Source organism: Micromonospora sp. NBC_00860 (assembly GCF_045207375.1).
In the GTDB taxonomy this organism is placed as follows: domain Bacteria; phylum Actinomycetota; class Actinomycetes; order Mycobacteriales; family Micromonosporaceae; genus Micromonospora; species Micromonospora vinacea.
Genome location: NZ_CP108825.1, coordinates 4,607,180 through 4,631,273 on the forward strand (window position 1 = coordinate 4,607,180; position 24,094 = coordinate 4,631,273).

The 24,094-nt window shown below is 72.1% G+C and carries 26 protein-coding genes and 1 pseudogene; 8 read left to right on the forward strand and 19 right to left on the reverse strand.

All coding sequences use genetic code 11. The features are described 5' to 3' along the window. Positions 1–161 precede the first annotated feature (161 nt). Positions 162–383: a DUF2631 domain-containing protein gene (locus OH804_RS21030; RefSeq protein ID WP_130408195.1), complete on the forward strand. Its 222-nt coding sequence runs from the start codon at positions 162–164 to the stop codon at positions 381–383. An 85-nt stretch (positions 384–468) separates the two neighbouring features. Here OH804_RS21030 and OH804_RS21035 read toward each other — a convergent pair whose 3' ends face one another. The 3 genes from OH804_RS21035 to OH804_RS21045 form a co-directional block, all read right to left on the reverse strand. Beyond that, the gene (locus OH804_RS21035) at positions 469–1,632 is read right to left on the reverse strand and encodes a DivIVA domain-containing protein (RefSeq protein ID WP_406059010.1); all 1,164 of its coding nucleotides are present in this window, start codon (positions 1,630–1,632) and stop codon (positions 469–471) included. A 31-nt stretch (positions 1,633–1,663) separates the two neighbouring features. Beyond that, positions 1,664–2,821, reverse strand: a complete 1,158-nt coding sequence (gene rlmN, locus OH804_RS21040) for a 23S rRNA (adenine(2503)-C(2))-methyltransferase RlmN (RefSeq protein ID WP_196921545.1) — start codon at positions 2,819–2,821, stop codon at positions 1,664–1,666. 104 nt (positions 2,822–2,925) lie between these two features. Beyond that, positions 2,926–4,305, reverse strand: coding sequence for a phosphatidate cytidylyltransferase (locus OH804_RS21045; RefSeq protein WP_406059013.1), 1,380 nt, complete (start codon positions 4,303–4,305; stop codon positions 2,926–2,928). A gap of 381 nt (positions 4,306–4,686) precedes the next feature. Between OH804_RS21045 and OH804_RS21050 the strand changes: the two genes are divergently transcribed. Then, on the forward strand, positions 4,687–5,130 hold the full coding sequence (locus OH804_RS21050; protein ID WP_406059015.1) for a hypothetical protein: 444 nt from the start codon (positions 4,687–4,689) through the stop codon (positions 5,128–5,130). A 72-nt stretch (positions 5,131–5,202) separates the two neighbouring features. On the opposite strand, the gene frr is transcribed toward OH804_RS21050, so the two are convergent. From frr to OH804_RS21075, 5 genes and pseudogenes are all read right to left on the reverse strand, one after another. Continuing rightward, positions 5,203–5,760, reverse strand: coding sequence for a ribosome recycling factor (gene frr, locus OH804_RS21055; RefSeq protein WP_406059017.1), 558 nt, complete (start codon positions 5,758–5,760; stop codon positions 5,203–5,205). An 83-nt stretch (positions 5,761–5,843) separates the two neighbouring features. After that, a complete protein-coding gene (gene pyrH / locus OH804_RS21060; protein ID WP_030335195.1) occupies positions 5,844–6,611 on the reverse strand; it encodes a UMP kinase in 768 nt (255 codons plus the stop codon). A gap of 161 nt (positions 6,612–6,772) precedes the next feature. After that, complete coding sequence (gene tsf, locus OH804_RS21065; protein WP_406059019.1) at positions 6,773–7,600, reverse strand: translation elongation factor Ts; 828 nt, start codon at positions 7,598–7,600, stop codon at positions 6,773–6,775. A 134-nt stretch (positions 7,601–7,734) separates the two neighbouring features. Continuing rightward, the gene (gene rpsB / locus OH804_RS21070; protein WP_406059021.1) at positions 7,735–8,637 is read right to left on the reverse strand and encodes a 30S ribosomal protein S2; all 903 of its coding nucleotides are present in this window, start codon (positions 8,635–8,637) and stop codon (positions 7,735–7,737) included. A gap of 403 nt (positions 8,638–9,040) precedes the next feature. Further along, positions 9,041–10,142, reverse strand: a pseudogene (locus OH804_RS21075) (hypothetical protein). A gap of 157 nt (positions 10,143–10,299) precedes the next feature. On the opposite strand from OH804_RS21075, the gene OH804_RS21080 reads away from it, so the two are divergent. The 5 genes from OH804_RS21080 to OH804_RS21100 all read left to right on the forward strand — a co-directional run bounded on the left by OH804_RS21080 (position 10,300) and on the right by OH804_RS21100 (position 15,969). Beyond that, positions 10,300–10,659 carry a YraN family protein gene (locus tag OH804_RS21080; RefSeq protein ID WP_406059023.1) on the forward strand — a complete coding sequence of 120 codons (360 nt, stop codon included), beginning with the start codon at positions 10,300–10,302 and terminating at the stop codon, positions 10,657–10,659. 30 nt (positions 10,660–10,689) lie between these two features. Continuing rightward, entirely contained in the window at positions 10,690–12,210 is a 1,521-nt protein-coding gene (locus OH804_RS21085; RefSeq protein WP_406059025.1) for a YifB family Mg chelatase-like AAA ATPase, read from the forward strand. Then, the gene (locus OH804_RS21090; RefSeq protein ID WP_406059027.1) at positions 12,207–13,424 is read left to right on the forward strand and encodes a DNA-processing protein DprA; all 1,218 of its coding nucleotides are present in this window, start codon (positions 12,207–12,209) and stop codon (positions 13,422–13,424) included. The genes OH804_RS21085 and OH804_RS21090 overlap by 4 nt, the downstream gene beginning before the upstream one ends. A gap of 332 nt (positions 13,425–13,756) precedes the next feature. After that, positions 13,757–14,743 (forward strand): tyrosine recombinase XerC, encoded by a 987-nt coding sequence (locus OH804_RS21095; protein ID WP_406059029.1) that lies wholly within the window; start codon positions 13,757–13,759, stop codon positions 14,741–14,743. Between the two features lie 44 nt (positions 14,744–14,787). Further along, on the forward strand, positions 14,788–15,969 hold the full coding sequence (locus OH804_RS21100) for an aminotransferase class V-fold PLP-dependent enzyme (RefSeq protein ID WP_196921535.1): 1,182 nt from the start codon (positions 14,788–14,790) through the stop codon (positions 15,967–15,969). Here the strand turns inward: OH804_RS21100 and OH804_RS21105 are convergent. Continuing rightward, on the reverse strand, positions 15,903–16,589 hold the full coding sequence (locus OH804_RS21105; protein WP_406059031.1) for a murein hydrolase activator EnvC family protein: 687 nt from the start codon (positions 16,587–16,589) through the stop codon (positions 15,903–15,905). The two genes, OH804_RS21100 and OH804_RS21105, sit on opposite strands and share 67 nt — an antisense overlap. A gap of 245 nt (positions 16,590–16,834) precedes the next feature. Between OH804_RS21105 and OH804_RS21110 the strand changes: the two genes are divergently transcribed. After that, positions 16,835–17,977 carry a sulfite oxidase gene (locus tag OH804_RS21110; protein ID WP_196921533.1) on the forward strand — a complete coding sequence of 381 codons (1,143 nt, stop codon included), beginning with the start codon at positions 16,835–16,837 and terminating at the stop codon, positions 17,975–17,977. Between the two features lie 66 nt (positions 17,978–18,043). On the opposite strand, the gene OH804_RS21115 is transcribed toward OH804_RS21110, so the two are convergent. The 10 genes from OH804_RS21115 to rpsP all read right to left on the reverse strand — a co-directional run bounded on the left by OH804_RS21115 (position 18,044) and on the right by rpsP (position 24,079). Then, entirely contained in the window at positions 18,044–18,367 is a 324-nt protein-coding gene (locus OH804_RS21115; RefSeq protein WP_007075222.1) for a DUF2469 domain-containing protein, read from the reverse strand. Continuing rightward, on the reverse strand, positions 18,364–19,176 hold the full coding sequence (locus OH804_RS21120) for a ribonuclease HII (protein WP_196921532.1): 813 nt from the start codon (positions 19,174–19,176) through the stop codon (positions 18,364–18,366). The genes OH804_RS21115 and OH804_RS21120 overlap by 4 nt, the downstream gene beginning before the upstream one ends. After that, a complete protein-coding gene (locus OH804_RS21125; RefSeq protein ID WP_406059034.1) occupies positions 19,170–19,709 on the reverse strand; it encodes an NUDIX hydrolase in 540 nt (179 codons plus the stop codon). Before OH804_RS21125 ends, OH804_RS21120 begins: the two co-directional genes overlap by 7 nt. A 47-nt stretch (positions 19,710–19,756) precedes the next feature. After that, on the reverse strand, positions 19,757–20,392 hold the full coding sequence (gene lepB / locus OH804_RS21130; protein ID WP_196921530.1) for a signal peptidase I: 636 nt from the start codon (positions 20,390–20,392) through the stop codon (positions 19,757–19,759). A 10-nt stretch (positions 20,393–20,402) separates the two neighbouring features. Then, a complete protein-coding gene (gene lepB, locus OH804_RS21135) occupies positions 20,403–21,272 on the reverse strand; it encodes a signal peptidase I (protein WP_406059036.1) in 870 nt (289 codons plus the stop codon). Between the two features lie 181 nt (positions 21,273–21,453). Next, the gene (gene rplS / locus OH804_RS21140; protein WP_030335223.1) at positions 21,454–21,810 is read right to left on the reverse strand and encodes a 50S ribosomal protein L19; all 357 of its coding nucleotides are present in this window, start codon (positions 21,808–21,810) and stop codon (positions 21,454–21,456) included. Positions 21,811–21,953: 143 nt separating this feature from the next. Continuing rightward, the gene (trmD, locus tag OH804_RS21145) at positions 21,954–22,727 is read right to left on the reverse strand and encodes a tRNA (guanosine(37)-N1)-methyltransferase TrmD (RefSeq protein ID WP_112588424.1); all 774 of its coding nucleotides are present in this window, start codon (positions 22,725–22,727) and stop codon (positions 21,954–21,956) included. An 11-nt stretch (positions 22,728–22,738) separates the two neighbouring features. Continuing rightward, positions 22,739–23,356, reverse strand: a complete 618-nt coding sequence (rimM, locus tag OH804_RS21150) for a ribosome maturation factor RimM (protein ID WP_406059039.1) — start codon at positions 23,354–23,356, stop codon at positions 22,739–22,741. Then, a complete protein-coding gene (locus OH804_RS21155) occupies positions 23,356–23,616 on the reverse strand; it encodes an RNA-binding protein (RefSeq protein ID WP_172862164.1) in 261 nt (86 codons plus the stop codon). Before OH804_RS21155 ends, rimM begins: the two co-directional genes overlap by 1 nt. Next, positions 23,591–24,079 (reverse strand): 30S ribosomal protein S16, encoded by a 489-nt coding sequence (gene rpsP, locus OH804_RS21160; RefSeq protein ID WP_196921527.1) that lies wholly within the window; start codon positions 24,077–24,079, stop codon positions 23,591–23,593. The genes OH804_RS21155 and rpsP overlap by 26 nt, the downstream gene beginning before the upstream one ends. Positions 24,080–24,094 lie beyond the last annotated feature (15 nt).

Here is a 24,094-nt window from a genome sequence, read left to right on the forward strand (position 1 = left end):
CCAAACGCTACCGGAGCGAGTCTGACCACCACCCCGCGACGCCGGTAGTGCCGTTCAGCCCGGGTAGGCAGGGCCGATGGCCAGGAAACCCCCACCCCACCGCGCCGCGCACGAGGCGTGCCAGACTAACCAAAGATCCGATCGCGAGGGAAGGACCGACAGTGGCAGGAAGCGAGCCGGTAACGTCGCCAGACCAGCACAAGCCCGGGCACCGCAAGGCCGGGCAGATCGGCGCCGTGCTGTCCGCACTGGCGCTGCTGGCGATGATCTGCGGCAACCACGAGGGCAGGGTCGAGGACATCTGGCTGATCGGCCTGGCCGCACTGCTGCTGATCATCGTGATCGGCGACATCGTGCTGCGGCGCAACGGTCTGCGCTCCTGACCCGACCCACCGCCGGACGACCGGCCGAGAACGCCGAGGGCCCGCCCCCACCCGGGGGACGGGCCCTCGTCCGTACGCGTCGGGGTCAGCGCCCGAAGAGGATGTCCTGCACGTCCTTGAGCGCGGCGTCGACCTCGGCCTCGAAGTAGCCACCCGGCACCAGGCCGAACCGGAGCGTGTCCAGGTCCTTCGGGTCGACCGGCATCGGGTTACGGCGCTGCATGCCACCGAGCAGGGTGTCGAAGAAGCGGTCCACCTGGTCGGGGTCGTACCCGCTGCCGAACCGGCGCACCTGGAAGCTGCGGCGGATCTGGTCGACCCGGTACAGGTCGCTGCCGGGCGGACCTGCCATCGGCGGGCCACCCATCGGGGGACCACCCATCGGCGGGCCGGCGACCGCGGGCGGGCCGGCCATCGGCGGACCACCCATGCCCTGCTGCGGCAGCGGAGGCGGACCGGCCGGACCACGGCGCATGTCGCGCAGGTCCCGCTCCGGCATCCGGATCTCGGCGGTCATGTCGGCGCGACCGTGCCGCCCGGCCTCGAAGCCGTCGAAACGCGGCTCCTCGGGAGGCGGCGGATAACCGCCGGGGGTGCGCTGGTCGTCGGGGCCGTACCCGCCGCGCTGATCATCCGGGCCGTACCCGCCGGGTGAGCGCTGGTCGTCCGGGGGGCCGTACCCACTGGGGCCGGCGGGCAGGCCGCGCTGCGGCATGCCCTGGCCACCCATCGGGCCGGGGCCCATCGGGCCACCGGGACCCATCGGCGGGCCGGCCGGGCCACGTGGCGCGTCGTAACCACCACCGCGGGGGGCGTCGTACCCACCGGCGAAGGCACCGGTCGGCTCGTCGTAGCGACCGTAGGGCGGGCCGGCCTGCGCGGGCATCGCCCGGGGCGGCATCGGCTGCGGCACCATGCCCCGATCGTCACGCATGGGCGGACCCATGCGGTCCGGTGGGCCCATCCGGTCACCCATCCGGGGGTCGCCACCGCGCCCGGCGCTGTTGCGCTCCTCCAGCTCGGCCAACTGCCGCTCGACCCGGTCCAGGTGAAGGTCGACCTGCCACTCGTCGTAGCCGTTGAAGCGGACCCGGAAGACGACGTCATGAACCTCCTGGGAGGCCACCGGGGCACCGACCTGTCGGCCGTCGAGCGTCGCCTCGACCCGGTCGAGGAAGGCATCCACCTCGTCGACCTTGTATCCCCGGCGGAGCGCCTTGCGCCGGAAACGCTGACCCTGACTCGCCACTATGTCTCCTGGTCTCGTTCGCCACGCCCGGTCACGCCGGTGCCTCTCCGGCGCGGTCGGTGTTGGTGTCGTTGTCCTCGGCGGCGGCGAGTTGGCCACACGCGCCGTCGATCTCGCGACCCCGGGTGTCCCGAACTGTGGTGGACACCCCGGCGTCGCGCAACCGCCGGACGAACTCCCGCTCGACCGGCTTCGGGCTGGCGTCCCAACGACTGCCCGGCGTCGGATTGAGCGGAATGAGGTTCACGTGGGCCAATTTGCCGGCCAGCAGCCGCCCGAGCAGGTCGGCTCGCCACGGCTGGTCGTTCACGTCCTTGATCATCGCGTACTCGATCGACACGCGACGGCCCGTCCGGGCGGCGTAGTCCCACGCTGCGTCCAGCACCTCGGCTACCTTCCAGCGCTGGTTTACCGGCACGAGTTCGTCGCGCAGATCATCATCGGGCGCGTGCAACGACAGCGCAAGGGTCACTGAGAGGTCTTCGCTGGCCAGTCGGTGGATGGCCGGAACCAGGCCGACCGTGGAAACGGTGATGTGCCGCTGGGACAGGCCGAGCCCCTCCGGAGCCGGGCTGACCAGCCGACGGATCGCCGCGATCACCCGGTTGTAGTTGGCCAGCGGCTCGCCCATGCCCATGAAGACGACGCGCGACAGCCTCGGCGGGGAACCCGCGACCACGCCGGAGGCAGCCACCCCGGCCATGTACACCGCCTGGTCGACGATCTCCGCCGTCGACAGGTTGCGGGTCAGCCCGGCCTGGCCGGTCGCGCAGAACGGACACGCCATGCCGCAGCCCGCCTGGCTGGAGATGCAGACGGTCACCCGGTCCGGGTAGCCCATCAGCACGCTCTCCACCAGCGCACCGTCGTGCAGCCGCCAGAGCGCCTTGCGGGTCGCACCGTCGTCGCAGGCCAGCTCGCGCACCGGGTTGAGCAACGTCGGCAGCAACTGGTCGGCCAGCCGCTCCCGGGTAGCCGCAGGCAGATCGGTCATCTCCTGCGGGTCGCGGACCAACCGCCCGAAGTAGTGGTTGGAGATCTGCTTGGCGCGGAAGGCCGGCTCACCCAGCCCGGTGACCAACGCCTGGCGGCCGGCCAGGTCCAGGTCAGCGAGGTGCTGAGGGGGCATGGAGGCCCGGCGCGCGGCGGGGGCGACCGAGATGGCGGGGATCAGGGGCAGGCTCGTCATGGCTGGTCCAGTGTGTCACGCCGTCGGCGGCGGCTGCCGGTCCGGAGGTGTCGAACGGGCCGCGAGCGCCGGAGCCGGATGACCAGGTCGCCGTGATTCATACCTCAGCTCACCACCGGTACGAAGACCGCCAGCAGCAGGTAGGCCGTCGGCACCGCGAACAGGATCGAATCGAGCCGGTCCATCAGACCGCCGTGGCCGGGCAGCAGGTTGCTCATGTCCTTCACGCCGAGATCCCGCTTGATCATCGACTCGGCCAGGTCGCCGAGGACCGCCGCGCAGGAGACGGCCACCCCGAACAGCGCGCCCCACCAGGGGGCCACCTCGAACATCAGCCACAGCAGCACCGCGCTGCCCAGGGCCGCCGCGGTGACCGAGCCGGCGAAGCCCTCCCAGGACTTCTTCGGGCTGATCGACGGGGCCATCGGGTGACGGCCGAAGGAGACACCGGCCGCGTACCCACCGGTGTCGGAGAGGACCACCCCGATCAGCGTGGCCAGGATGCGCAGGTGGCCGTCGTCGGGGGCCGCCGCCAGCAACGCCGCGAAACCGGCGAGGAACGGCACGTAGACGGCGATCAGCGTGGCCGCGGTGATATCCCGCTGGAAGCCGGCCGGCCCGTCACCCAACCGCCAGATCATGGTGCCGAGCACTGTGACCAGCAGCCCCAGGCTGAGCGCGTCCGGGCCGGCGTACCAGGCCAGACCCACCGTCAACACGCCACCGGCGATCAACGGCACCAGCGGCGGGTGCGCGCCGCTGCGTCGAACCGCGCGGGCCATCTCCCAGATGCCGATGGCGACCGCTGCGGCGATCACCGGCAGGAACGCCAACGGGTAGACCAGCAGCGGCACCACGATCAGCGCGCCGAGGCCGAGCCCGACCCCGATCGCCGCGGGAAGATTGCGCCCCGCCCGCCCGGTGCCCACCTGCTGGGTGGCCGGTCGGTCGAGGCTGGCCCGACGGCGCCCCTTCGCCCGTCGACCGGTCGTCGGAGCCTCGTCCGGCACCACCTCGGCCCGCACGGGCGCGAGCTGCTCGGTCGGGTACCCCGGGTCGTCGAAGCGGGCGGGAGGGCCCGGCTCGACGAAGTGCCCACGGTCCGGGCCGTCGAAACGGGGCGGCCCGTCGCCAGCCGCGGGAGGTCGACCCGGGTACCGGTCACCGCGCCCCCGGTCGTCGTACCGGTCGGGCTGGTTGCGGTCGTCCACGTGCCGGTCCCGGTCGTCGAAACGATCGTGCCGGTCCCGGTCGTCGAAGCGGTCGTCCGGACGGACCGGGCGGCCGCGCTCGTCGAACGGGTCCGCGGAATGCGGGTCGGCGTACGGCCGGGCGTGCGGGTCGGCGTACAGCTCAGGGCCAGCGGCCGGACGCCGGATCCACTGGCCGGCCTCCAGCTCCTGCTCCGGCCAGGGCAGCGCCACCGGGCGCTCCGGCCGGTCCCAGCCGCGAGGCTCGCTGCCGTAGGGGTCGGGGTGGGACATCACGCACCGCGACGCGGCACGAGAACCACCACATGACGCAAGACCACAAGCATCCCCTACACGTGCGATGTTCCTCCGATTGACCGCCCCGACGGTCGGTCGATCCCCGGTGTTCACCACCCGGTGGCCGGGAATCCTGCCGAGCCTACTGCACACACCGGACCGGCACGGCGGACGAGGCACGCCGACGGACGTCACCCTCGCCGCCAGGCCGTCGGCCAGCGGCGCCCACCCGTCCGGTACGGCAGACCGCAGCCGATCCGCAGCCGTCGATCCGACTCGTCCGGTGCGCGATCGAGTACTGAGCGAACACGTCCCGCGTGGTCCGCTGGTGCCGCGCTGGCACCCGCCCGCGCGTCGGAACGGGGGAAGGGCACTCACATGTACAAGTTCGGTCTCGCGGTGCTGACGGTGGCCGCCATGGTCCTGGGAGCAGGGTCACCGGCCGCCGCCACCACGGCACGGACCAGGATCACCATCGACCGCCACACCAGCGAACTGTTCCCCTTCGAGCCGCCCGTCGGCGAGCCGGGAGTGACGTACCCGGCGGCGGGGGTCACCGCCACCGCCCGGCACTGCCCGGCCGGCATCGTCCTCATGTCGGCCTCGCTGGTGCAGGACGGCCTGCCGACCCTCTGGGCCACCGGCGGACACGGCGCCGGCGAGATCCTCTGCGACGGCGGCACCGTCGAACTCGGGATGGCGTTCGCCCGGATCGCCCCGGCGCTGCACCCCGGCCGGGCCACCGCACACTTCTCGCTGCGCGACTCGACCACCGGCGAGCAGTTCGCCGAGAGCACCAGGACCGTCTGGATTCCCTGCTGACCTACCCAACGAGGCCCGTTCCCGACGTCGGGAACGGGCCTCGACGCAGCTCAGCCGCCCAGCCGGAGGCGGTCACACCTCGAGCAGCTCGGTTTCCTTGTGCTTCACCAGGTCGTCGATGCTGGCCACGTACCGCTGGGTCAGGTCGTCGAGTTCCTTCTCGGCGCGGCGGCCGTCGTCCTCGCCGGCCTCGCCGTCCTTGACGATGCGGTCCAGCTCCTCCTTGCCACGGCGGCGGACGTTGCGGATCGCCACCTTGGCCTCCTCGCCCTTGTGCCGAGCCACCTTGATCATGTCGCGGCGGCGTTCCTCGGTCATCTGCGGGAGCAGGATGCGCAGCTGGTTGCCCTCGTTGTTCGGGTTCACCCCGAGGTCCGAGTCGCGGATCGCCTTCTCCATGGCGTTGATCTGCGAGTTGTCGTACGGCTTGATGATGGCCATCCGCGGCTCGGGAACCGCGATGGACGCCATCTGCGTCAGCGGCGTGGGCGTGCCGTAGTAGTCGATGATGACCTTGGAGAACATGGCGGCGTTGGCGCGACTGGTACGGATGGCGCCGAACTCCTCCTTGGCGTGCTCAACCGCACGCTCCATCTTCTCCTCGGCCTCGAGGAGGGTGTCGTCGATCACCGGTCTCCTCGCCTCCTTCTGTGCTCGTCGTGGGCTCTGCTGAAAGTCGTCAGACCCGCTGCTGTCGTCGCCGTCGGCGCGACTCAGGCGGTGATCAGGGTGCCGATCTTGTCGCCACCCACCGCGCGGATGATGGTGTCGTCACCCTGCGCGCCGAAGACCAGCATCGGCAGGCCGTTCTCCATGCAGAGGCTGAACGCCGCCGCATCCGCCACCCGCAGGTTGCGGCGCAGCACCTCGGAGAAGGTGATCGAGTCGAGCTTGCTGGCGGTGGGGTCGATCCGGGGGTCGGCGGTGTAGACGCCGTCCACGCCGTTCTTGCTCATCAGCACCACGTCGGCCCGGATCTCCAGCGCCCGCTGGGCGGCCACCGTGTCCGTGGAGAAGTACGGCATTCCGGCGCCGGCGCCGAAGATGACCACGCGGCCCTTCTCCAGGTGCCGGATGGCCCGCAGCGGAATGTACGGCTCGGCGACCTGGGCCATGGTGATGGCGCTCTGCACCCGGGTCTCGATGCCCTCCTTCTCCAGGAAGTCCTGGAGCGCGAGGCAGTTCATCACGGTACCGAGCATGCCCATGTAGTCGGCGCGGGCCCGGTCCATCCCACGCTTCTGCAGCTCCGCCCCGCGGAAGAAGTTGCCGCCGCCGACCACCACGGAAACCTGCACACCGCGGCGGACCACTGTGGCGATCTGCCGGGCGATGGCCTGGACGACGTCCGGGTCGACGCCGATCGCGCCGCCACCGAAGACCTCACCGGAGAGCTTCAGCACCACCCGGCGGGCACGCCCCGGCGGCGGTGCCGTCGGATCGTCCAGCTCCAGCGTCCGGTCACTCACAACCTGCGTCATCCGCCCCGCCCTTCCCCACGCGCACGCCCCGTGCGGCGCGTACCGCGAACCTGCCGCTGCCGACCCTATGTGACGAGGAGGCCGCGGTGCCTGTCACGTACACCGGCGGCCTCCTCGTTGATGTCTCCTGCCCACGGACGCCAGCGGCGCCCGGTGGCGGCTCAGGCCTGGCCGACCTCGAACCGCACGAAGCGGGTGACCTCGATGCCGGCCTCGGCCAGCAGCTGCTTCACCGACTTCTTGTTGTCAGAGACGGACGACTGCTCGATCAGGACGAAGTCCTTGAAGAAGGAGTTCACCCGACCCTCGATGATCTTCGGCAGGGCCGCCTCGGGCTTGTTCTCCTCGCGGGCGGTCTGCTCGGCGATGCGCCGCTCGGACTCGACGACCTCAGCCGGAACCTCGTCCCGGGTGAGGTACTTCGGCCGCATCGCGGCGATCTGCATGGCCACACCACGGGCGTCGGCGTCGCCAGCCTCGTCGGTCTTGCCGGTGTACGACACCAGCACGCCAACCGCCGGCGGCAGGTCCTGGGCCTTGCGGTGCAGGTAGACGGCGGTGGTGCCCTCGACCCGGGCGAACCGGTTGAGCACCAGCTTCTCGCCGATCTTCGCGGACTGCTCCTGGATCAGGTCCGCGACGACCTTGCCGGCGAGCTCGGAGGCGAGCAGTTCCTCGGCGGAGTTCACGCCGGCGCGCTCACCGTGCTCGACCAGCTGCTGGCCCAGCGCGATGAACGACTCGGTCTTGGCGACGAAGTCGGTCTCGCAGTTGAGCTCGAGCAGCGCCTTGCCGGAGTGGGCGACCAGGCCGTTAGCGGCCGTACGGCCGGCCCGCTTGCCAACATCCTTGGCGCCCTTGACGCGCAGGATCTCGACGGCCTTGTCGAAGTCGCCCTCGGCCTCGGTCAGCGCCTTCTTGCTGTCCATCATGCCGGCGCCGGTGAGGTCGCGGAGCTTCTTGACGTCCGCGGCGGTGATTTGGGACATGGCTCTCTCTTCGGTGTTGAGACGGCGTGTGGATGGTCAGAGATGCCGGTTACCCGGATCCGGGCGGATCGTGCCCGGCGTACCGTCGCTGCCCGCCGTTCGCGAAAACGGACGGCGGGGCAGCGACGGTGCGATCACTCCGCGGTGGCGGCCGCCGGCTGCTCGGTGGCGGCCGTCGCCGGCTGCTCCGGGGTGGCGGGCTGCTCGGCGGCGGCAGCGGCGGGCTGCTCGGCCGGGGCGGCCGACTCGTCGGCCTTCTTCGGCTCGAGCAGCTCGCGCTCCCACTCGGTCAGCGGCTCGTCGCTGGCGACACCCTCGGGCTTCTCGTCGTTGCCCCGGCGACGGCCGGAACGCGCGATCAGACCATCCGCGACGGCGGCGGCGACGACCTTGGTCAGCAGCTCGGCCGAGCGGATCGCGTCGTCGTTACCCGGGATCGGGAAGTCGACCTCGTCCGGGTCGCAGTTGGTGTCCAGCACCGCGATCACCGGGATGCCCAGCTTGCGGGCCTCGTCGACGGCGATGTGCTCCTTCTTGGTGTCGACGATCCAGACCGCGGCGGGAAGCTTCTGCATGTCCCGCAGGCCACCGAGGGTGCGGGTCAGCTTGATCTTCTCGCGGGAGAGCTGCAGGGTCTCCTTCTTGGTGTAACCGGCGGCGGTGCCGCTCAGGTCACCCAGACCCTCCAGCTCCTTCATCCGCTGGAGCCGCTTGTACACGGTCTGGAAGTTGGTCAGCATGCCACCGAGCCAGCGGTGGTTGACGTACGGCTGGCCGACCCGGGTCGCCTGCTCGGCAATCGCCTCCTGGGCCTGCTTCTTGGTGCCGACGAACAGGATGCTGCCACCCTCGGCGACGGTCCCACGCACGAACTCGTACGCCTTCTCGATGTACTCGAGGGTCTGGCGCAGGTCGATGATGTAGATGCCGTTGCGCTCGGTCATGATGAAGCGCTTCATCTTCGGGTTCCAGCGCCGGGTCTGGTGCCCGAAGTGGACACCGCTCTCCAGCAGCTGACGCATGGTCACGACGGCCATGGTTGGGGTACTCCTCAAGGTCCCTGGTTGTCACGCCCGGCCGGTGGCCGGGCGTCCTGGCGCCTGGTCGCCGACCCATGGTGGACCCGATCAAGATCGGGACCAGGGAGGCCGTCGCTCCACGACGATTCGTGAAGAGGGCGCGCGAGGTCGACCGCACGAGGCGGTCGCCAGTTGGCCAGTGTACGCCCCTCACCCGTTCAGCCGCCCCGGGGTGCGCGTGGCGTGCTGCTCCGCCGCTCCCCCGCTCCCGGCCCCGTCGCTCCCGGCTCCCGACGCGAGTTGCTTGGGAAGATCGCGCTACTTCATGGAAATAGTGGCCTCCACGTCGCCGGAAGCCACCATTTCCTGGTTGTTGTCCGAATTTTCAGCGCGGGTCGGGCAGCGGCGGGTGCTCGCGGGGTCAGCCGGCGGCGAGCGCGGCGGCCACGAAGAGCACCAGGCCGACGGTCAGGTAGGCCGTCGGTGGGCGCAACCAGCCCCGGCCGTTGTCGGCCAGCGCCAGACCTCCGGTTCGTAGCCCGTACAGCCCGGTCGCGAAGATCGGCAGTCCGGCGACCAGGGCGATACCCACCACGACGTTTCCGGCGTCCACCGGGTCGCCGGTCACGCCCGCCAGCAACACCCGCAGCGCGGGAACCTCGAAGATCAACACCAGCAGAGCGAAGAGTACGGCCAGCACCGGTCGACGGGTCCGATAGACGCCGTCGGCGGCCGGCGGGTACACCGGCGGCTCGGCTACGGGCAGGTCAGGTCGAGGACCGATCCCCGGCATCGGGCCGGTCGGCATCTCCAGCGGATGCGGTGTGTCGCCGCCGCCCCGGGTCGGCTCGATGATCGGGTACCCGGCGAGCGGAGCGGGACGGGCCTGATCGGCGAGCACGCTGGCCGGCGCTGTCGATGTGCTGTCGCGAGACGTCTCCGGCACCGCGCTGCTCACCGGAGGTCCCGCAGCCGTCGCTTCGCGGGCGGCTCGGCGTCCGGGCAGCTCACCGGAGGTCTCCGAGGGGTCCCGGTCCGCCCGCCGCGACCGGGTGGCCCGGTAACCGTCCACCTCCGGTCGCGCGGCACCCAACGGGTCGACCGCGCCGAAACGCCCCGAATCTGCCTCACTCGCCCCGAACCGACCGGTCTGATCGTCCAGGGCACCGAAGCGACCCGAGTCCGGCTCCGACGCACCGAACCGACCCGCGTCGACGGCGCTCAGGCGACCCGAGTCCGACTCCGGCGTACCGAACCGGCCCGCGTCGACGGCGCCGAAGCGTCCCGAGTCCGGCTCGCGGCGGCGGCCGACGCCGGTGTCCTCGACGGAGCGGCCGTCTTCCGCGCCACGCTGCTCGGGGATCTCGCTGTCCCGGTACCGCGATTCGCCCGCGCCGCGCCACTCCGACTCGCCGTAACCGCGACCCCGCTCGTCGGGGTACCAGCGCGACTCCTGATCTTCCGGAAAACTCCGTCGTCCGTCCACGTCAGGCACCGTATGCGACCGGCCACGCGCGCGCCATTTCAGCCCGGAGCGCGGCCGGCCGCGCTACCGGCCGCGGTCGGAGGCCCTAGCACACCGTGAGCATGATCGTCCGACTGTCCACAGCAACCCTGTTGTCCACAGTTGGGCCGCCGCCGGGTCGCGGCGATCGCCCTCCGGCGGGCACCGTGCCGGCCATGACGAAGCGGAACCAGGCGGTTGGCGCGTACGGCGAGCGGTGCGCGGCCCGGCACCTGACCGAGGCGGGGCTGCGCCCGATCGCCCGAAACTGGCGCTGCCCGGCCGGGGAGATCGACATCATCGCGTGGGACGGGCCGGTGCTCGCCTTCTGCGAGGTGAAGACCCGCCGGGGTGAGAGCTTCGGCACCCCGGCCGAGGCGGTCGTGCCGGCCAAGGCCCGCCGACTGCGAGGGCTCGCCGCCCGGTGGCTGACCGAGACCGGTACGACCGCCGAGGAGGTGCGTTTCGACGTGCTGTCGGTGCGGCTGCCCGACACCGGGCCGGCGCAGGTCGACCACCTCAAGGGCGCGTTCTGACATGCGTACCCGAATGATCGGTGACGCGCGGTGAGCTACGCGAAGGTGCTCTGCGTGGGGCTGGTCGGGGTGACCGGCCACCTCGTCGAGGTGGAGGCGGACCTGTCCGCCGGGCTGCCGGCGGTGGTGATCTCCGGTCTGCCGGACACGGCCCTGCACGAGGCCCGCGACCGGGTCCGGGCCGCCGTGGTCAACTCCGGCCAGCGCTGGCCCAACCGGAGGATCACCCTCAACCTGCTGCCCGCCACGCTGCCGAAGTTCGGCTCGGCCTTCGATCTGGCCATCGCCGCGGCGCTGCTGGGCGGCTCGGGTGAGTTGCCGTTGCTCCCGCTGGAGGGGGTGGTGGTCCTCGGCGAGCTGGGGCTCGACGGGACGGTCCGGCCGGTGCGCGGCGTACTCCCGATGGTCGCCGCCGCGGCCCAAGCCGGCGTGACGCGGGTGATCGTCCCGGTCGGCAACGCCGTCGAGGCCGCCGTCATCCCCGGGGTACGGGTGCGAGCGGTGGACACCCTGCACCGGCTCGTTGCCTTCGTTCGGGACGGGACCCCGCTGATCGAACCACCGGCGGACATCCCGGAGCCACAGGCCGGTGGGCCGGATCTCGCCGACGTCGCCGGGCAGCAGCTGGGTCGGCGCGCCTTGGAGGTCGCCGCGGCCGGCGGGCACCACGTGGCACTGCTCGGCCCTCCGGGCGCCGGCAAGACGATGCTCGCCGAACGACTGCCGTCGATCCTGCCCGAGCTGGACGACGACGCGGCGCTGGAGGTCACCGCGCTGCACTCGGTGGCCGGGCTGCTGCCGCCGGGTGGTCGGCTGCTGCGTCGCCCGCCGTTCCAGGCGCCGCACCACACCGCGACCGTGCCATCGCTGGTCGGGGGCGGCTCGGGGCTGGCCCGACCCGGCGCGGTGTCGCTGGCGCATCGCGGGGTGCTCTTCCTGGATGAGGCTCCCGAATTCAGCAAGGGTGCGCTGGAGGCGCTGCGCCAGCCGTTGGAGCACGGCCGCATCCAGCTGAGCCGCAGCGGGGGCGGCACCGTGTACCCGGCCCGCACCCAGTTGGTGCTGGCGGCCAACCCGTGTCCGTGCGCGAAACCGGCCGGCGATGCGCACTGCGAGTGTTCGCCGCTGGTTCGCCGCCGCTACCTGGGAAGGCTCTCCGGGCCGCTGCTCGACCGGATCGACGTCCAGGTGCGCCTGATGCCGGTGCGGGCGGCCGAGCTGATGGCGACCGACGGCGATGTCGAGCCCTCGGCGACCGTCGCCGCCCGGGTGGCGGCGGCCCGGCAGGCGGCGGCCACCCGCTGGGCCGACCTCGGCCGGCGGCTCAACGCCGAGGTGGAAGGCCCACACCTGCGCCGACCGCCGTGGCGACTACCGGCCCGGGTCACCGTCGAGCTGCGGGGCCGGCTCGACTCCGGCTCGCTGTCGGCGCGCGGCTTCGACCGGGTGATCCGGATGGCCTGGACCATCGCTGATCTGGACGGTCGCGACCGGCCGGACCAGGACGACGTCCGGGAAGCGCTTCAACTACGGACGGGGGAGGCGACATGAGCGCCGAGGAGGAACGCAGGCTGGCCCGGGTCGCCCTGACCTGGCTGGCGGAACCGGGCACGCGAGCGGTGCATCACCTGGTCGAACGGCACGGCCCGGTGGCCACCCTGGATCTGCTGCTCGACGGCGGCAGCCCGGACGGCTGGCTGCACACCACTGTCGCCGCACGCTCGGCAGCCGGCGACCCGCGGGCGGTGGCCGCGGAGGCCCTGGAACGGGCGGACCGACTGGGCGCCCGGCTGGTCACACCGGACGACGAGGAGTGGCCGGCCCAGGTTGCCGGCCTGGCGACGTTGCGTCTTCCGGACGTCAGCCGCCGGGTGGACGGTGAGACCGCCCCGCCGCTCTGCTTCTGGGTACGCGGGAGCTGGCCGCTCGGCGAAGCTCTGGATCGCTCGGTGGCAGTGGTGGGGGCGCGGGCGGCCACCGGTTACGGGCAGCACGTCGCGACCGAGCTGGGGTACGGCCTGGCGGAGCGGGACTGGACGGTCGTGTCCGGTGGCGCGTTCGGCATCGACGCCGCCGCCCACCGGGGTGCCCTCACCGCGGGCGGTCTGACAGTGGCGGTGCTCGCCTGCGGGCTCGACCGCCCGTACCCGATGGGCAACACCGCGCTCTTCGACCGGATCGCCGAGACGGGGTTGCTGGTCAGCGAGTGGCCGCCCGGTGCCGAGCCGCTGCGGCCCCGGTTCCTGATCCGCAACCGGGTGATCGCCGTGGGCACCCGGGGCACCGTCCTGGTGGAGGCGGCGGCGCGCAGTGGCGCGACGCAGACCGCGCGGCGAGCCATTCACGCCAATCGGGTGGCCATGGTGGTGCCGGGGCCGGTGACTTCGGCGATGTCCGTCGGCGCGCACGAGTTCCTGCGCGAGCACCCCGACAAGGCCCGGCTGGTGACCGGGGTGGCGCACGTGCTGGAGGAGGTCGGCCGGATCGGGGCGGACCTGGCCCCGCTGGCGCGTGGACCACAGCGGGCCACCGACGCGCTGGACGACGACGCGCGGTCGCTGCTGGAGGCGCTGCCCCGTCGGGGCGCGATGGGCGTGGACCGGCTCTCCGCGCGCGCCGGTGTCGACGTACGGACCGCGTTGCGCAAGCTGTCACTGCTGGAGGAGCTGTCCATGGTGGTCCGTCGCGACGACGGCTACGCCCTCGCCCCGCCCGCCAAACTGAAGCGTGCAGCGGCGGAGACATCTGGCCGGGCTGGCACCTGAGCGGATGTGTCACCGCCGTCCGGCCGGCGTGGCCGTCCGGACGCCCCTCGCGCTCGGGTCCTCGGCCGACCGGCACTGCCGGTACCGTGCCCGGTCATGGGTGCAATCAAGCCGTGGCACATCAGCGTGCTCTGCTGTCTCGTCGTGACCGCCGTGCTCGTTGTCGGCCTGGTCGTGGTCCTGACGAAGAGGAGCAACCGCCGATAGTCGGGGTGGAGACCGGCGCCGTCGTGGCCGGTGGCGTACCTGTACCGGCCGTAGGCTGGTGCCGTGCCAGCCGACAATGAGGGTGACCGGGCCGTGGGACCGGCCGGCACGCCGGCGCGGCCACGATGAGCCGGCCAGACCGGGGCACCCGGGCCATGCACCAGGCACTGCCGCCAGCGCTGCGCGACGCGGTCGACGACTTCGCCGAGCACCTGTCCCGGGTTCGTAACCGGTCGGCGCACACCGTCCGCGCGTACGTCACCGATCTGGTCTCGCTGCTCGACCACGCCGTCCGGATGGGCTGCGTCGACCTCGCCGAGCTGGACCTGTCCGTGCTGCGCAGTTGGCTGGCGCGACAGCGCACCACGGGTGCGGCCCGCACCTCGTTGGCCCGGCGGGCCGCGTCGGCGCGGGCGTTCAGCGCCTGGGCACACCGGGCCGGGCTGCTCCCCGCCGACGTGGGCGCCGCGCTGGCCAGCCCTCGTGCACACCGGGACCTACCCAGCGTGCTGCGCGCCGACCAGGCCGCCGCTCTGGTCGAGGCACCGTCCCGGCAGACACCGCCCACCAACCCGCCAGTGGAGTCGGGCCCGAGCGAAGCGGCCGAGGCGGTACCGCTGCGGGACCGGGTGCTGCTGGAGCTGCTCTACGCCACCGGCGTACGGGTCAGCGAGGCGTGCGGGTTGGACGTCGGGGATGTCGACCACGGCCGGCGGGTGATCCGGGTGTTCGGCAAGGGTGGGCGGGAACGCTCGGTGCCGTACGGGGTGCCCGCCCAGCGGGCGTTGGACGACTGGCTGCGGCGGGGCCGCCCGGCGATGGTGGGCGCCCGCTCGGGCGACGCGCTGCTGCTGGGCGCGCGGGGTGGTCGGCTCAACCCGACGACCGCGCGTCAGATCGTCGGTGCGTACGCCGAGGCCGCCGGGCTGCCCCGGACCAGCCCGCACGATCTACGGCACTCCGCGGCAACCCACCTCCTGGAGGGAGGCGCGGACCTGCGCGCCGTGCAGGAGCTGCTCGGCCACTCGTCGCTGGCGAGCACGCAGATCTACACCCACGTGTCGGTCGAGCGGCTGCGCGCCGCGTACCGGCAGGCGCACCCACGCGCCTGATCGAGCACCGGAGGGCGCGCACGGGCGGCGGTTACGATCATCAAGTGAGCGTCCCGAATCCCCCTGAGCCGATCCCGGGCGCCCGCCTGCTCTTCTCCCTGGACCCGGCGGTCAGCCACCTCAACCATGGTTCGTTCGGTGCGGTGCCGATCGGCGTGCAGCGCGCCCAGCAGCGGCTGCGCGACGAGATGGAGGCGAACCCGCTGCGCTTCTTCACCCAGGGGCTGGTGGACCGGATCGCGCACACCCGCCGGCACCTCGCCGGGTTCCTGGGCGCCGACCCGGACGGCAGCGCCCTGGTGGGCAACACGACCACCGGCGTCGCAGTGGTGCTCCAGTCGGTGGGCCTCAAGGCCGGCGACGAGGTGTTGAGCACCGACCACGGGTACGGGGCGGTGAGCCTGGCCATCCAGCGCGAGTGCCGCCGGACCGGCGCGGTCAGCCGGGTCCTGCCGGTCCCACTGGCCGCCACCGACGAGCAGATCGTGCAGAGCATCCGCGCCGGCCTTCGCCCCGGGCGGACCCGACTGCTCGTCGTCGACCAGCTCACCTCGGCAACCGCGAAGCTCTTCCCGACCGCCGCGATCGTCGGGGTGGCCCGCGAGCATGGCGTGCCGGTCCTGGTGGACGCCGCGCACGCCCCGGGCATGCTGCCCATCCCGGTGGGCAGCATCGACGCGGACTTCTGGGTGGGCAACCTGCACAAGTGGGCGTACGCCCCGCGCGGGACCGCCCTGCTGTCAGTGGCACCGCAGTGGCGGGATCGGATCGAGCCGCTTGTGGTGTCCTGGGAGCAGGAGTCGGGTTTCCCGGCCCGGCTCGAGTGGCAGGCGACTCTGGACTACACGCCCTGGCTTGCCGCCCCGGCGGGCCTGTTCACGATGCGCAGTCTCGGCGTCGACCGGGTGCGGGCGCACAACGCGGCGCTCGCCGCGTACGGCCAGCGGGTGGTGGGGGACGCTCTGGGGGTGGCCCCCGCCGACCTGCCGGAGCCCGGCGGACCGGGGGTGGCGCTGCGCCTCATTCCCCTGCCGCTCGGCACGGGCACCACCATCGACGCGGCGCGGGCGTTGCAGGCGCGGATCGGTGAGCGGCTCGCCGCCGAGGTGGCGGTGATGAGCTGGAACGGCCGGGGGTGGCTGCGGCTCACCGGCCAGGTCTACAACGCCGCCGACGAGTACGAGCGGCTGGCCGCACGGCTGCCGGCACTGCTCGCCCAGCGCTGACCGGACGGCCGGGAGCGGGCATCGGAAGCGGACACCGGGAGCAGGCGCACCGGGCCGAGGCCGAGCAGGGCCAGCGGGTCGAGATACTCCTCGCCCCGGCGCAGGCCCCAGTGCAGGCACGCCTCGGTCGGGCAACCCGGATGCCCGGACAGCAGCTCGCCCAGCGGCGCGCCGGCGGTGACCGGCTGGCCGGGGTGTACGGCGGGTTGGACCGGTTCGTGGGTTGTCCGCAGCCCGTCGGCGTGCCCCACTGTGACCACCGGTCGCCCGGCCACCAGGCCGGCGAAGAGCACTGTGCCCGGCCCGGCGCTGCGGACCACCGCTCGGGCCGGGGCGGCCAGGTCGACGCCGCGATGACCGGGCAGCCAGGGTCGGGGCGGCCTGTCGAACCGGCGTACCGGACGGGGTGGCCCGTCGAGCGGCCAGCGGAACCGCCCGGCGGGCGCCGGGTCGACGACCTGCTCTGCCAGGGCCGCGACCGGCACGGTCGGCGTCGGTGGTTGGCCGGGCACCGCAGCGACCAGCACCGCCAGCCCGCAGAGCTGGACGGTCAGTGTGAGCGGGAGCGCGGTGCAGAGCAGCACCGTGCGGCGGATCGAACGGACGGATGGCTGTGGCATGGCGGCAGCCTCCGGCCGACGCCGGGTCGCCCGCCAGTCCGGCCGACGCAGCTGTGGACAACCGGAGGTGCTGTGGACGACCACCCAACGGCGTCGATGATCTGTTATGCCCGGGCCGGCGGGAGGCTGTCCGCGGCCCGCCGCGCGAACGCCGCCGTACCTCCGGTGGCGTTTTCGGGCCACCCGGGAGGGCCTAGGCTGGGCCGCGTACGGCGGGTGCCGCCGTCTGCACCGGGGAGGCCCGCATGACCACTCTCGATGACCGGACGTCGTCCCCCACCGGGCCGACGGTGGCCGACGTGAGCGGCCCGTCCCGGCTCGCGGAGCCGGACGAGACGATCAGCGCCGAGGAGTTGCAGCTCGCGGCCCGCAACCACGGCATCCCACTGGAGGCGCTCCGCTACGACGTCACCCCGGCCGGGCTGCACTACCTGCTGATCCACTACGACATCCCGGAGCTCGACCCGGCGACGCACACGCTGACCATCGGCGGCGCGGTGGAGCGTCCGCTGACGGTCACCCTCGCCGACCTGCGCGAGCGGCCCCGGATCACCCGGCAGGTGACCCTGGAGTGCGCCGGCAACGGGCGGGCCCTGCTGCACCCCCGGCCGGTCAGCCAGCCCTGGCTGGTCGAAGCGGTCGGCAACGCGGAGTGGACCGGCACTCCCCTCGCTCCGCTGCTGCGGGAGGCGGGCATCGACCCGGACGCGGTGGACGTGGTCTTCACCGGCGCCGATCACGGCGTGGAGCGCGGGATCGAGCAGGACTACCAGCGGGCGCTTCCGGTCGCCGACGCGCTGCGCGAGGAGGTGCTGCTGGCGTACGAGATGAACGGCGCTCCCCTGCTGCCGCAGCACGGCGCGCCGCTGCGGCTGATCGTGCCGGGCTGGTACGGCATGGCGCACGTGAAGTGGGTCCACTCCATCGAGCTTCGGACCGAGCCGTTCGAGGGGTACCAGAACGCGGTGGCCTACCGGGTACGCCGCGACGCCGACGACCCAGGCGTGCCGGTGACGCGGATCGAGCCGCGTGCCCTGGTCCGCCCGCCCGGCTTCCCCGACTTCATGTCCCGCCGTCGGGTGCTGCGGCCTGGCCCGTGCACCCTGGACGGTCGGGCCTGGTCGGGGCACGCGCCGGTGGTCGCCGTGGAGGTCACCACCGACGGCGGGCAGAGCTGGACACCGGCCGAACTGGACCCGACGGACGCTGGGGATTTCGCCTGGCGGCGTTGGCGGCACGAGTGGGTCGCCACCCCCGGCCGGTACGTGCTCGGCGCGCGGGCGACCGACGCGTCCGGGCGGACACAGCCGGTCGAGCAACAGTGGAATCGTGGCGGCTTCGCCAACAACATGGTGCAGCGGGTCGAGGTAGTGGTGCCGGCCGAGTGATCGGCGGCCCGTGTCACGCCACGGGTGGGGGGCCCGTGGCACGGCCCAGCAGTGGCTGGGGTGAGCTCAGCCGCCGAAGCCGGAGTCGGCCGGCAGCGAGATGTCGGGCTTCTCCAACTCCTCGACGTTGACGTCCTTGAAGGTCATCACTCGGACGTTCTTCACGAAGCGGGCGGGACGGTACATGTCCCACACCCAGGCGTCGTGCATCTCGACCTCGAAGTAGACCTCGCCGTCGGAGTTACGCACGTGCAGGTCGACCTGGTTGGCCAGGTAGAACCGGCGCTCCGTCTCCACCACGTAGGAGAATTGGCGGACAATGTCGCGGTACTCCCGGTAGAGCTGCAGCTCCATCTCGGTCTCGTACTTCTCGAGATCTTCCGCGCTCATCGCACTCCGCCTTCCATGGCCACATCTTCCCCCACCGGCGTCGGAGGCCGAGGCTGCTCGCCCAACGCCACGCCGACGGTACCCCCTGACGCCCACGAGCGCTCCATCGGCTCATCCGAGCCGTGGCCACCGGGCCGTCGAGCGCGCGGCGGCCGGCCGTCGCGGCCGGAGACCGCGGCGACATTGACGTACGAGAACCGGTGCTCCCGGCACGGCCCGTGCTCCCGCAGCGCCGCCGAGTGCTCCGGGGTGATGTAGCCCTTGTGCTCGGCGAAGCCGTACGCCGGGTACACCCCGTCCAACTCCACCATGAGCCGGTCCCGCGTGACCTTGGCCAGCACGCTGGCCGCCGCCACACACGCGGCCACCCGGTCGCCCTTCCACACCGCCAGCCCGGGCACACCCAGGCCGTCCACGCCGAAGCCGTCGGTCAGCACGTACTCCGGGCGGGTGGTGAGCGAGGCGAGCGCCCGGCGCATCGCGGCCAGGTTGCACACGTGCAGGCCCCGGGCGTCGACCTCGTCGGCCGGGATGACCACCACGGCGTACGCGAGCGCGCGGTCCACGACCTCCGCGTACACCCGTTCCCGACTGGCCGGGGTGAGCAGCTTCGAATCGGCCAGCCCTTCGATTTCGCCGCGCCGCCCCTCGGGCAGCACGGCCGCGGCGGCGACCAGCGGACCGGCGCACGCCCCCCGGCCCGCCTCGTCGGCACCGGCGACGTGTCGGAAGCCACGCCGCTGCAACGCCCGCTCCAGGGCGTACAGGCCGGCCTCGCGACGCACCACTGTGCGCGGCGGGGTCAGCACGACGCCTCGCACTGGCCGGCGGTGGTCGGCAACCCCAGCCGGGTCAGCAGGGCGGGCAGCTCCGGGGGGTAGAACCGGTCGCCACTGGCCACCAACTCGTCGGGAAGCCACCAGCGGTGGTCGGCGATGCTGCGCCGCTCGACGTCGTTGAAGCCCGTGGTGTCCACCCGCCAGGATTCCACCCGGAAGAGGAAGAAATCCTGCTCCTGGCGGTACCAGACGCCGTCGAACGAGAACTCGGTCGCGTCGGACCAGACCGGCTCGCCCAACTCGGCCGGGTCGAGCCGCAGGCCGGTCTCCTCGGCCAACTCCCGGGCGGCACCCGACGCCGGGGACTCCAGCGGATCGAGCCCGCCGCCCGGAGTGAACCAGTATCGGTGCCCGGGTCGGGCCGGGTCGAAGCCCTCGAAAAGCAGGACCCGGCCGGCCGCGTCGACGAGCAGCACGCGGGCCGCGCGTCGAGGGGTGTAGGCACGGTCGCCACTGCTCGCGCCTGCGGGGCTCGCAAGCTCACTCCTCGCGCTCACGGTCACCGCACCAGCCTGCCAGACCGACGCCGGATCGCCCACGCCCCGTCGGCCTACGGCTTGGGAATGCCGTCGAACCCGTCGGGCACTGTCAGCCAGGTGGCCCGGTTGACCGGCCAGAAGACGGTGAACGCCCGCCCGACCACGTCGTCCTCGGGGATGGTGGCCTCGGTGATGTTCTGCCCGGACTGCTGCCAGTGCTCCAGTGAGTCACCGGAGGCCGAACGGTGGTCGCCCATCACCCACAGCCGACCCTCGGGCACTGTGATGTCGAACTCCTGGTCGGCGGGCTTGTCGCGAATCCCGTCCATGGAGAAGATGTACGGCTCGTCCAGCGACTTGCCGTTGATCATCAACCGCTCCTCCGGGTCGCAGCAGACCACGTGGTCCCCGGGGATGCCGATCACCCGCTTGATGAAGTCCTCACCGTCGGGGTTACCGCTCCACTCGGTCGGAGCCTTGAACACGATCACCTCGCCGCGGTGCGGTGACCGGAAGTCGTAGACCAGCTTGTTGACCAGCACCCGGTCGTCGATCTTGAGGGTGTTTTCCATGGACGGGGAGGGGATGAAGAAGGTCTGCAGCACGAAGGCGCGGACCAGCACCGCGACCAGGATCGCCACACCCAGCAGGATCGGCAGCTCCTTCCAGAAGGAGCTGCGCGGCTTGTCGGTCTGCTCGTCAATCACGCCAAGGAGCCTACGTTGCCCGGCTGGACGGCACCGTCCGGAACGCGCGGGAAGCACGTAGCGCGGCTGCCAACGGAAGCATCAGCAGCACACCGCCCTGCGGAGTCGGTCGCACCGGAGACGCGCCGGGGGACGCGGTGGCTGGGCCGGAGACGTCCTCGAACGTCGACGGCACCGACAGCCCGCTCCACCGCGACGAGGGCCAGACCACCATGAAGGCCCGGCCGACCACGTTGTCGATCGGCACCGGCCCCTGGCACCGCGCGTCCTGGGAGACCTCACGGTGGTCACCCATCACGAAGATCTGACCGGGCGGCACGACGATCTCGTCGAAGCGTCGGGAGCGACACTCCGCCGGGTTGGGTGGCAGGTCCAGTGGTGAGTCCCGCAGGACGTACGGCTCGTTGAGCGGGGTGCCGTTGACTGTCACCCGCCCCTGGCTGTCGCAGCACTTGACCCGGTCGCCGGGGAGACCGATCACCCGCTTGATGAAGTCCTTCTCACCGGGACGACTCACCCCGACCAGGTCGCCGACGGTGCGGGCGAGCCGGCCGGCGACACCGGGCTTCGGCTGCTCGTCGACCTGCGGCGCCCAACGGTCGGTGCCCCGGAACACCACCACCTCGCCGCGCAGCGGGTCACGAACGTCGTAGACGACCTTGTTGACCAGCACCCGGTCACCGACGAGGAGAGTGTCCTCCATCGAGCCGGACGGGATGAAGAACGCCTGGAGCAGGAAGGTACGGATCAGCACCGCGAGGCAGAACGCGACCACCAGCAGCAGCGGCAACTCCTGCCAGAGGGGCATCTGCCGGCGGGTACGGCGAGCCCGTCGGCGCCACGGATCGACGGTGCCGTCCTCGTCAAGCGTCTGCACCACGCCACTCCCCGGTCCGCAGAAACACCACCGCCCGGGAGCCTCGTCGAGGCTCCACGGGCGGTAGTGGACAGCTGCCCGCCACGTGGGCGGGACCGCCGCCTCGCTGCGCCCGTACGACCAGGGTAGTGCGCTCTGGTCGGTACGGCATACGCGCAGCTCGGGCGGCGTGGCGAGCGGGAAGTCAGCTGGGCTGCTTCTCCCGCTTCTCCTTGATCTTGGCCTTCTTGCCGCGCAGCTCGCGCAGGTAGTAGAGCTTGGCGCGACGCACGTCGCCGCGGGTCACGACCTCGATCCGGTCGATGCCCGGGCCGTTGAGCGGGTAGGTCCGCTCGACGCCGACACCGAAGCTGACCTTGCGGACCGAGAAGGTCTCGCGCAGACCGTCACCCTGGCGGCGGATCACGACGCCCTGGAAGATCTGGACACGGGACCGGTTGCCCTCGACGACGCGGGCGTGCACCTTGACGGTGTCACCGGCCCGGAAGTCGGGAAGGTCGGTCCGCTTCGACTGGGCGTCAAGGGCGTCCAGGATGTTCATCGCTGCGTCCTCGTAAGGCTCACGGCGCACCGTCACTCGGTGCGCGGGTGGGTGATTCTGATTCCCGGGTGGTGATCGGCGGACCGACCCCGGTCGGGGATCCTCGCAGCCGACCGCGGGCGCGGACGGATGCGGCAACCCCCCTACTTTGCCACATCCCCCGGTGGAGGTTGAAATCCGGCCTGGTCCAGGGCCGCGATGTCCCGTTTGTCGAGCCGATCGGCCGGCAACGCGGCCAGCAGGTCCGGACGGCGGGCCGCGGTCCGCAGCAGACCCTCCTCGCGCCGCCAGCGGGCGATCTTGCCGTGGTCGCCGGAGCGGAGAACCTCCGGCACGTCGTGCCCACGCCAACTCGGCGGCTTGGTGTAGATCGGCGCCTCCAGCAGCCCGTGCGCGTGCGACTCCTCGTCCAACGAGCCCGCGTTGCCCAGCACCCCCGGCAGCAACCGGGTGACCGCCTCCAGCATCACCAGGACCGCGACCTCACCGCCGAAGAGCACGTAGTCACCGAGGGACACCTCGGTGACCGGCATCCGGGTGGCGGCGTGCGCCAGGACCCGCTGGTCGATCCCCTCGTAACGACCGCAGGCGAAGAGCAGGTGCGACTCGGCCGCCAACTCGTACGCCATGGCCTGGGTGAACGGGGCACCGGCCGGCGACGGCACCAGCAGCCTTGGCGGAGGGGCGTCGAGCGGCGCGAGGGCGTCCAGTGCCTCACCCCACGGCTCCGGGCGCATCACCATCCCTGGCCCGCCACCGTAGGGGGTGTCGTCGACGGTGCGGTGCACGTCGTGGGTCCAGGTCCGCAGGTCGTGCACGGCGAGCTGGAGTACGCCGTTGGCCCGCGCCCGTCCGATCAGCGACAGGTCCAGCGGGGCGAAGTACTCCGGAAAGATCGACACGACGTCGACGCGCATGCGGGCTGGTCCTAAAGGTCGAGCAGTCCGGCTGGCGGGTCGACGATCACACGTCCACCGGCCAGGTCGACCTCCGGAACGATCGCCCGGACGAACGGGATCAACGCGGTACGCCCCTCGGGGCGTCGCAGCACCAGCAGGTCGGACGAGGGCGCGTGGTCGATGCGGGCGACCTCGCCCAGGCGTTCGCCGGCCGGGGTCACCACGGCCAACCCGACCAGCTGGTGGTCGTGGAACTCCTCCGGGTCGTCCGGTGGGGCCACGTCGGCGCTGTCCACCACGAGCAGCGTCCCGCGCAACGCCTCGGCGGTGTTGCGGTCCAGGATGCCGTCGAACGCGATCAGCACCCGGCCCTGGTGGAAACGGGCTTCCTCGATGGTCAGCTCCGCCGGAACCCGGAACGGCACGCCGGGCTCGTCCGCAGGCGTCGCCCCCGGCTCACTGTTGCTAGCAGGCGGGGGTGTCGCCCCCGGCACAGTGTTGCGCGCAGGCGGGGGCGTCGCCCCCGGCGCAGTGCGCAGCACTGTGCCGGGGGCGAACCGTGCCTCGGGCTCGTCGGTCCGCACTTCCACTGTGACCTCACCGCGGACACCGTGCGGCTTGCCGATCCTGCCGACGACGAGCTGCATCAGTACGAGTCGACGATGTCGACGCGAACCCCGCGGCCGCCGATGGAGCCGATCACCTGGCGCAGCGCCTTGGCGGTCCGGCCGGACCGCCCGATCACAGTGCCGAGGTCCTCGGGGTGCACGCGGACTTCGAGCCGCTTGCCCCGACGGGAATCGACCATCCGCACCCGGACGTCATCCGGGTGGTCGACGATGCCCTTGACCAGGTGCTCCAACGCCGGACGCAGTGGCATGTCAGGCCTGCTCACCGGCGTCGGCAGCGGCCGGAGCCTCGGTCTTCGGCGCCTCGGCGGCCGGAGCCTCAGCCGGAGCCTCGGTCTTCGGAGCCTCGGCAGCCTTGGCGGCCTTCTTGGCCGGCTTGGCCGGGGTCTCCGGGGCGAGCCCGGCGGCGGCCTTCGCCTCAGCCTCGTACGCCGCCTTGCGGTCGGCCCGCTCGGGGGCAACCAGGAGCGGCGGCGGGGCCGGCAGGCCCTTGTACTTCTGCCAGTCACCGGTCAGCTCCAGCAGCCGCTGCACCGCCTCGCTCGGCTGAGCGCCGACGGACAGCCAGTACTGGACCCGCTCCGACTTGACCTCGATGATCGAGGGGTCTTCCTTGGGCTGGTAAACCCCGACGAACTCGATCGCCCGACCGTCACGCTTGGTGCGCGAGTCGGCGATGACGATGCGGTACTGCGGGTTGCGGATCTTGCCCATCCGCAGGAGCCGGATCTTTACGGCCACAGTTGTTTCGCTCCT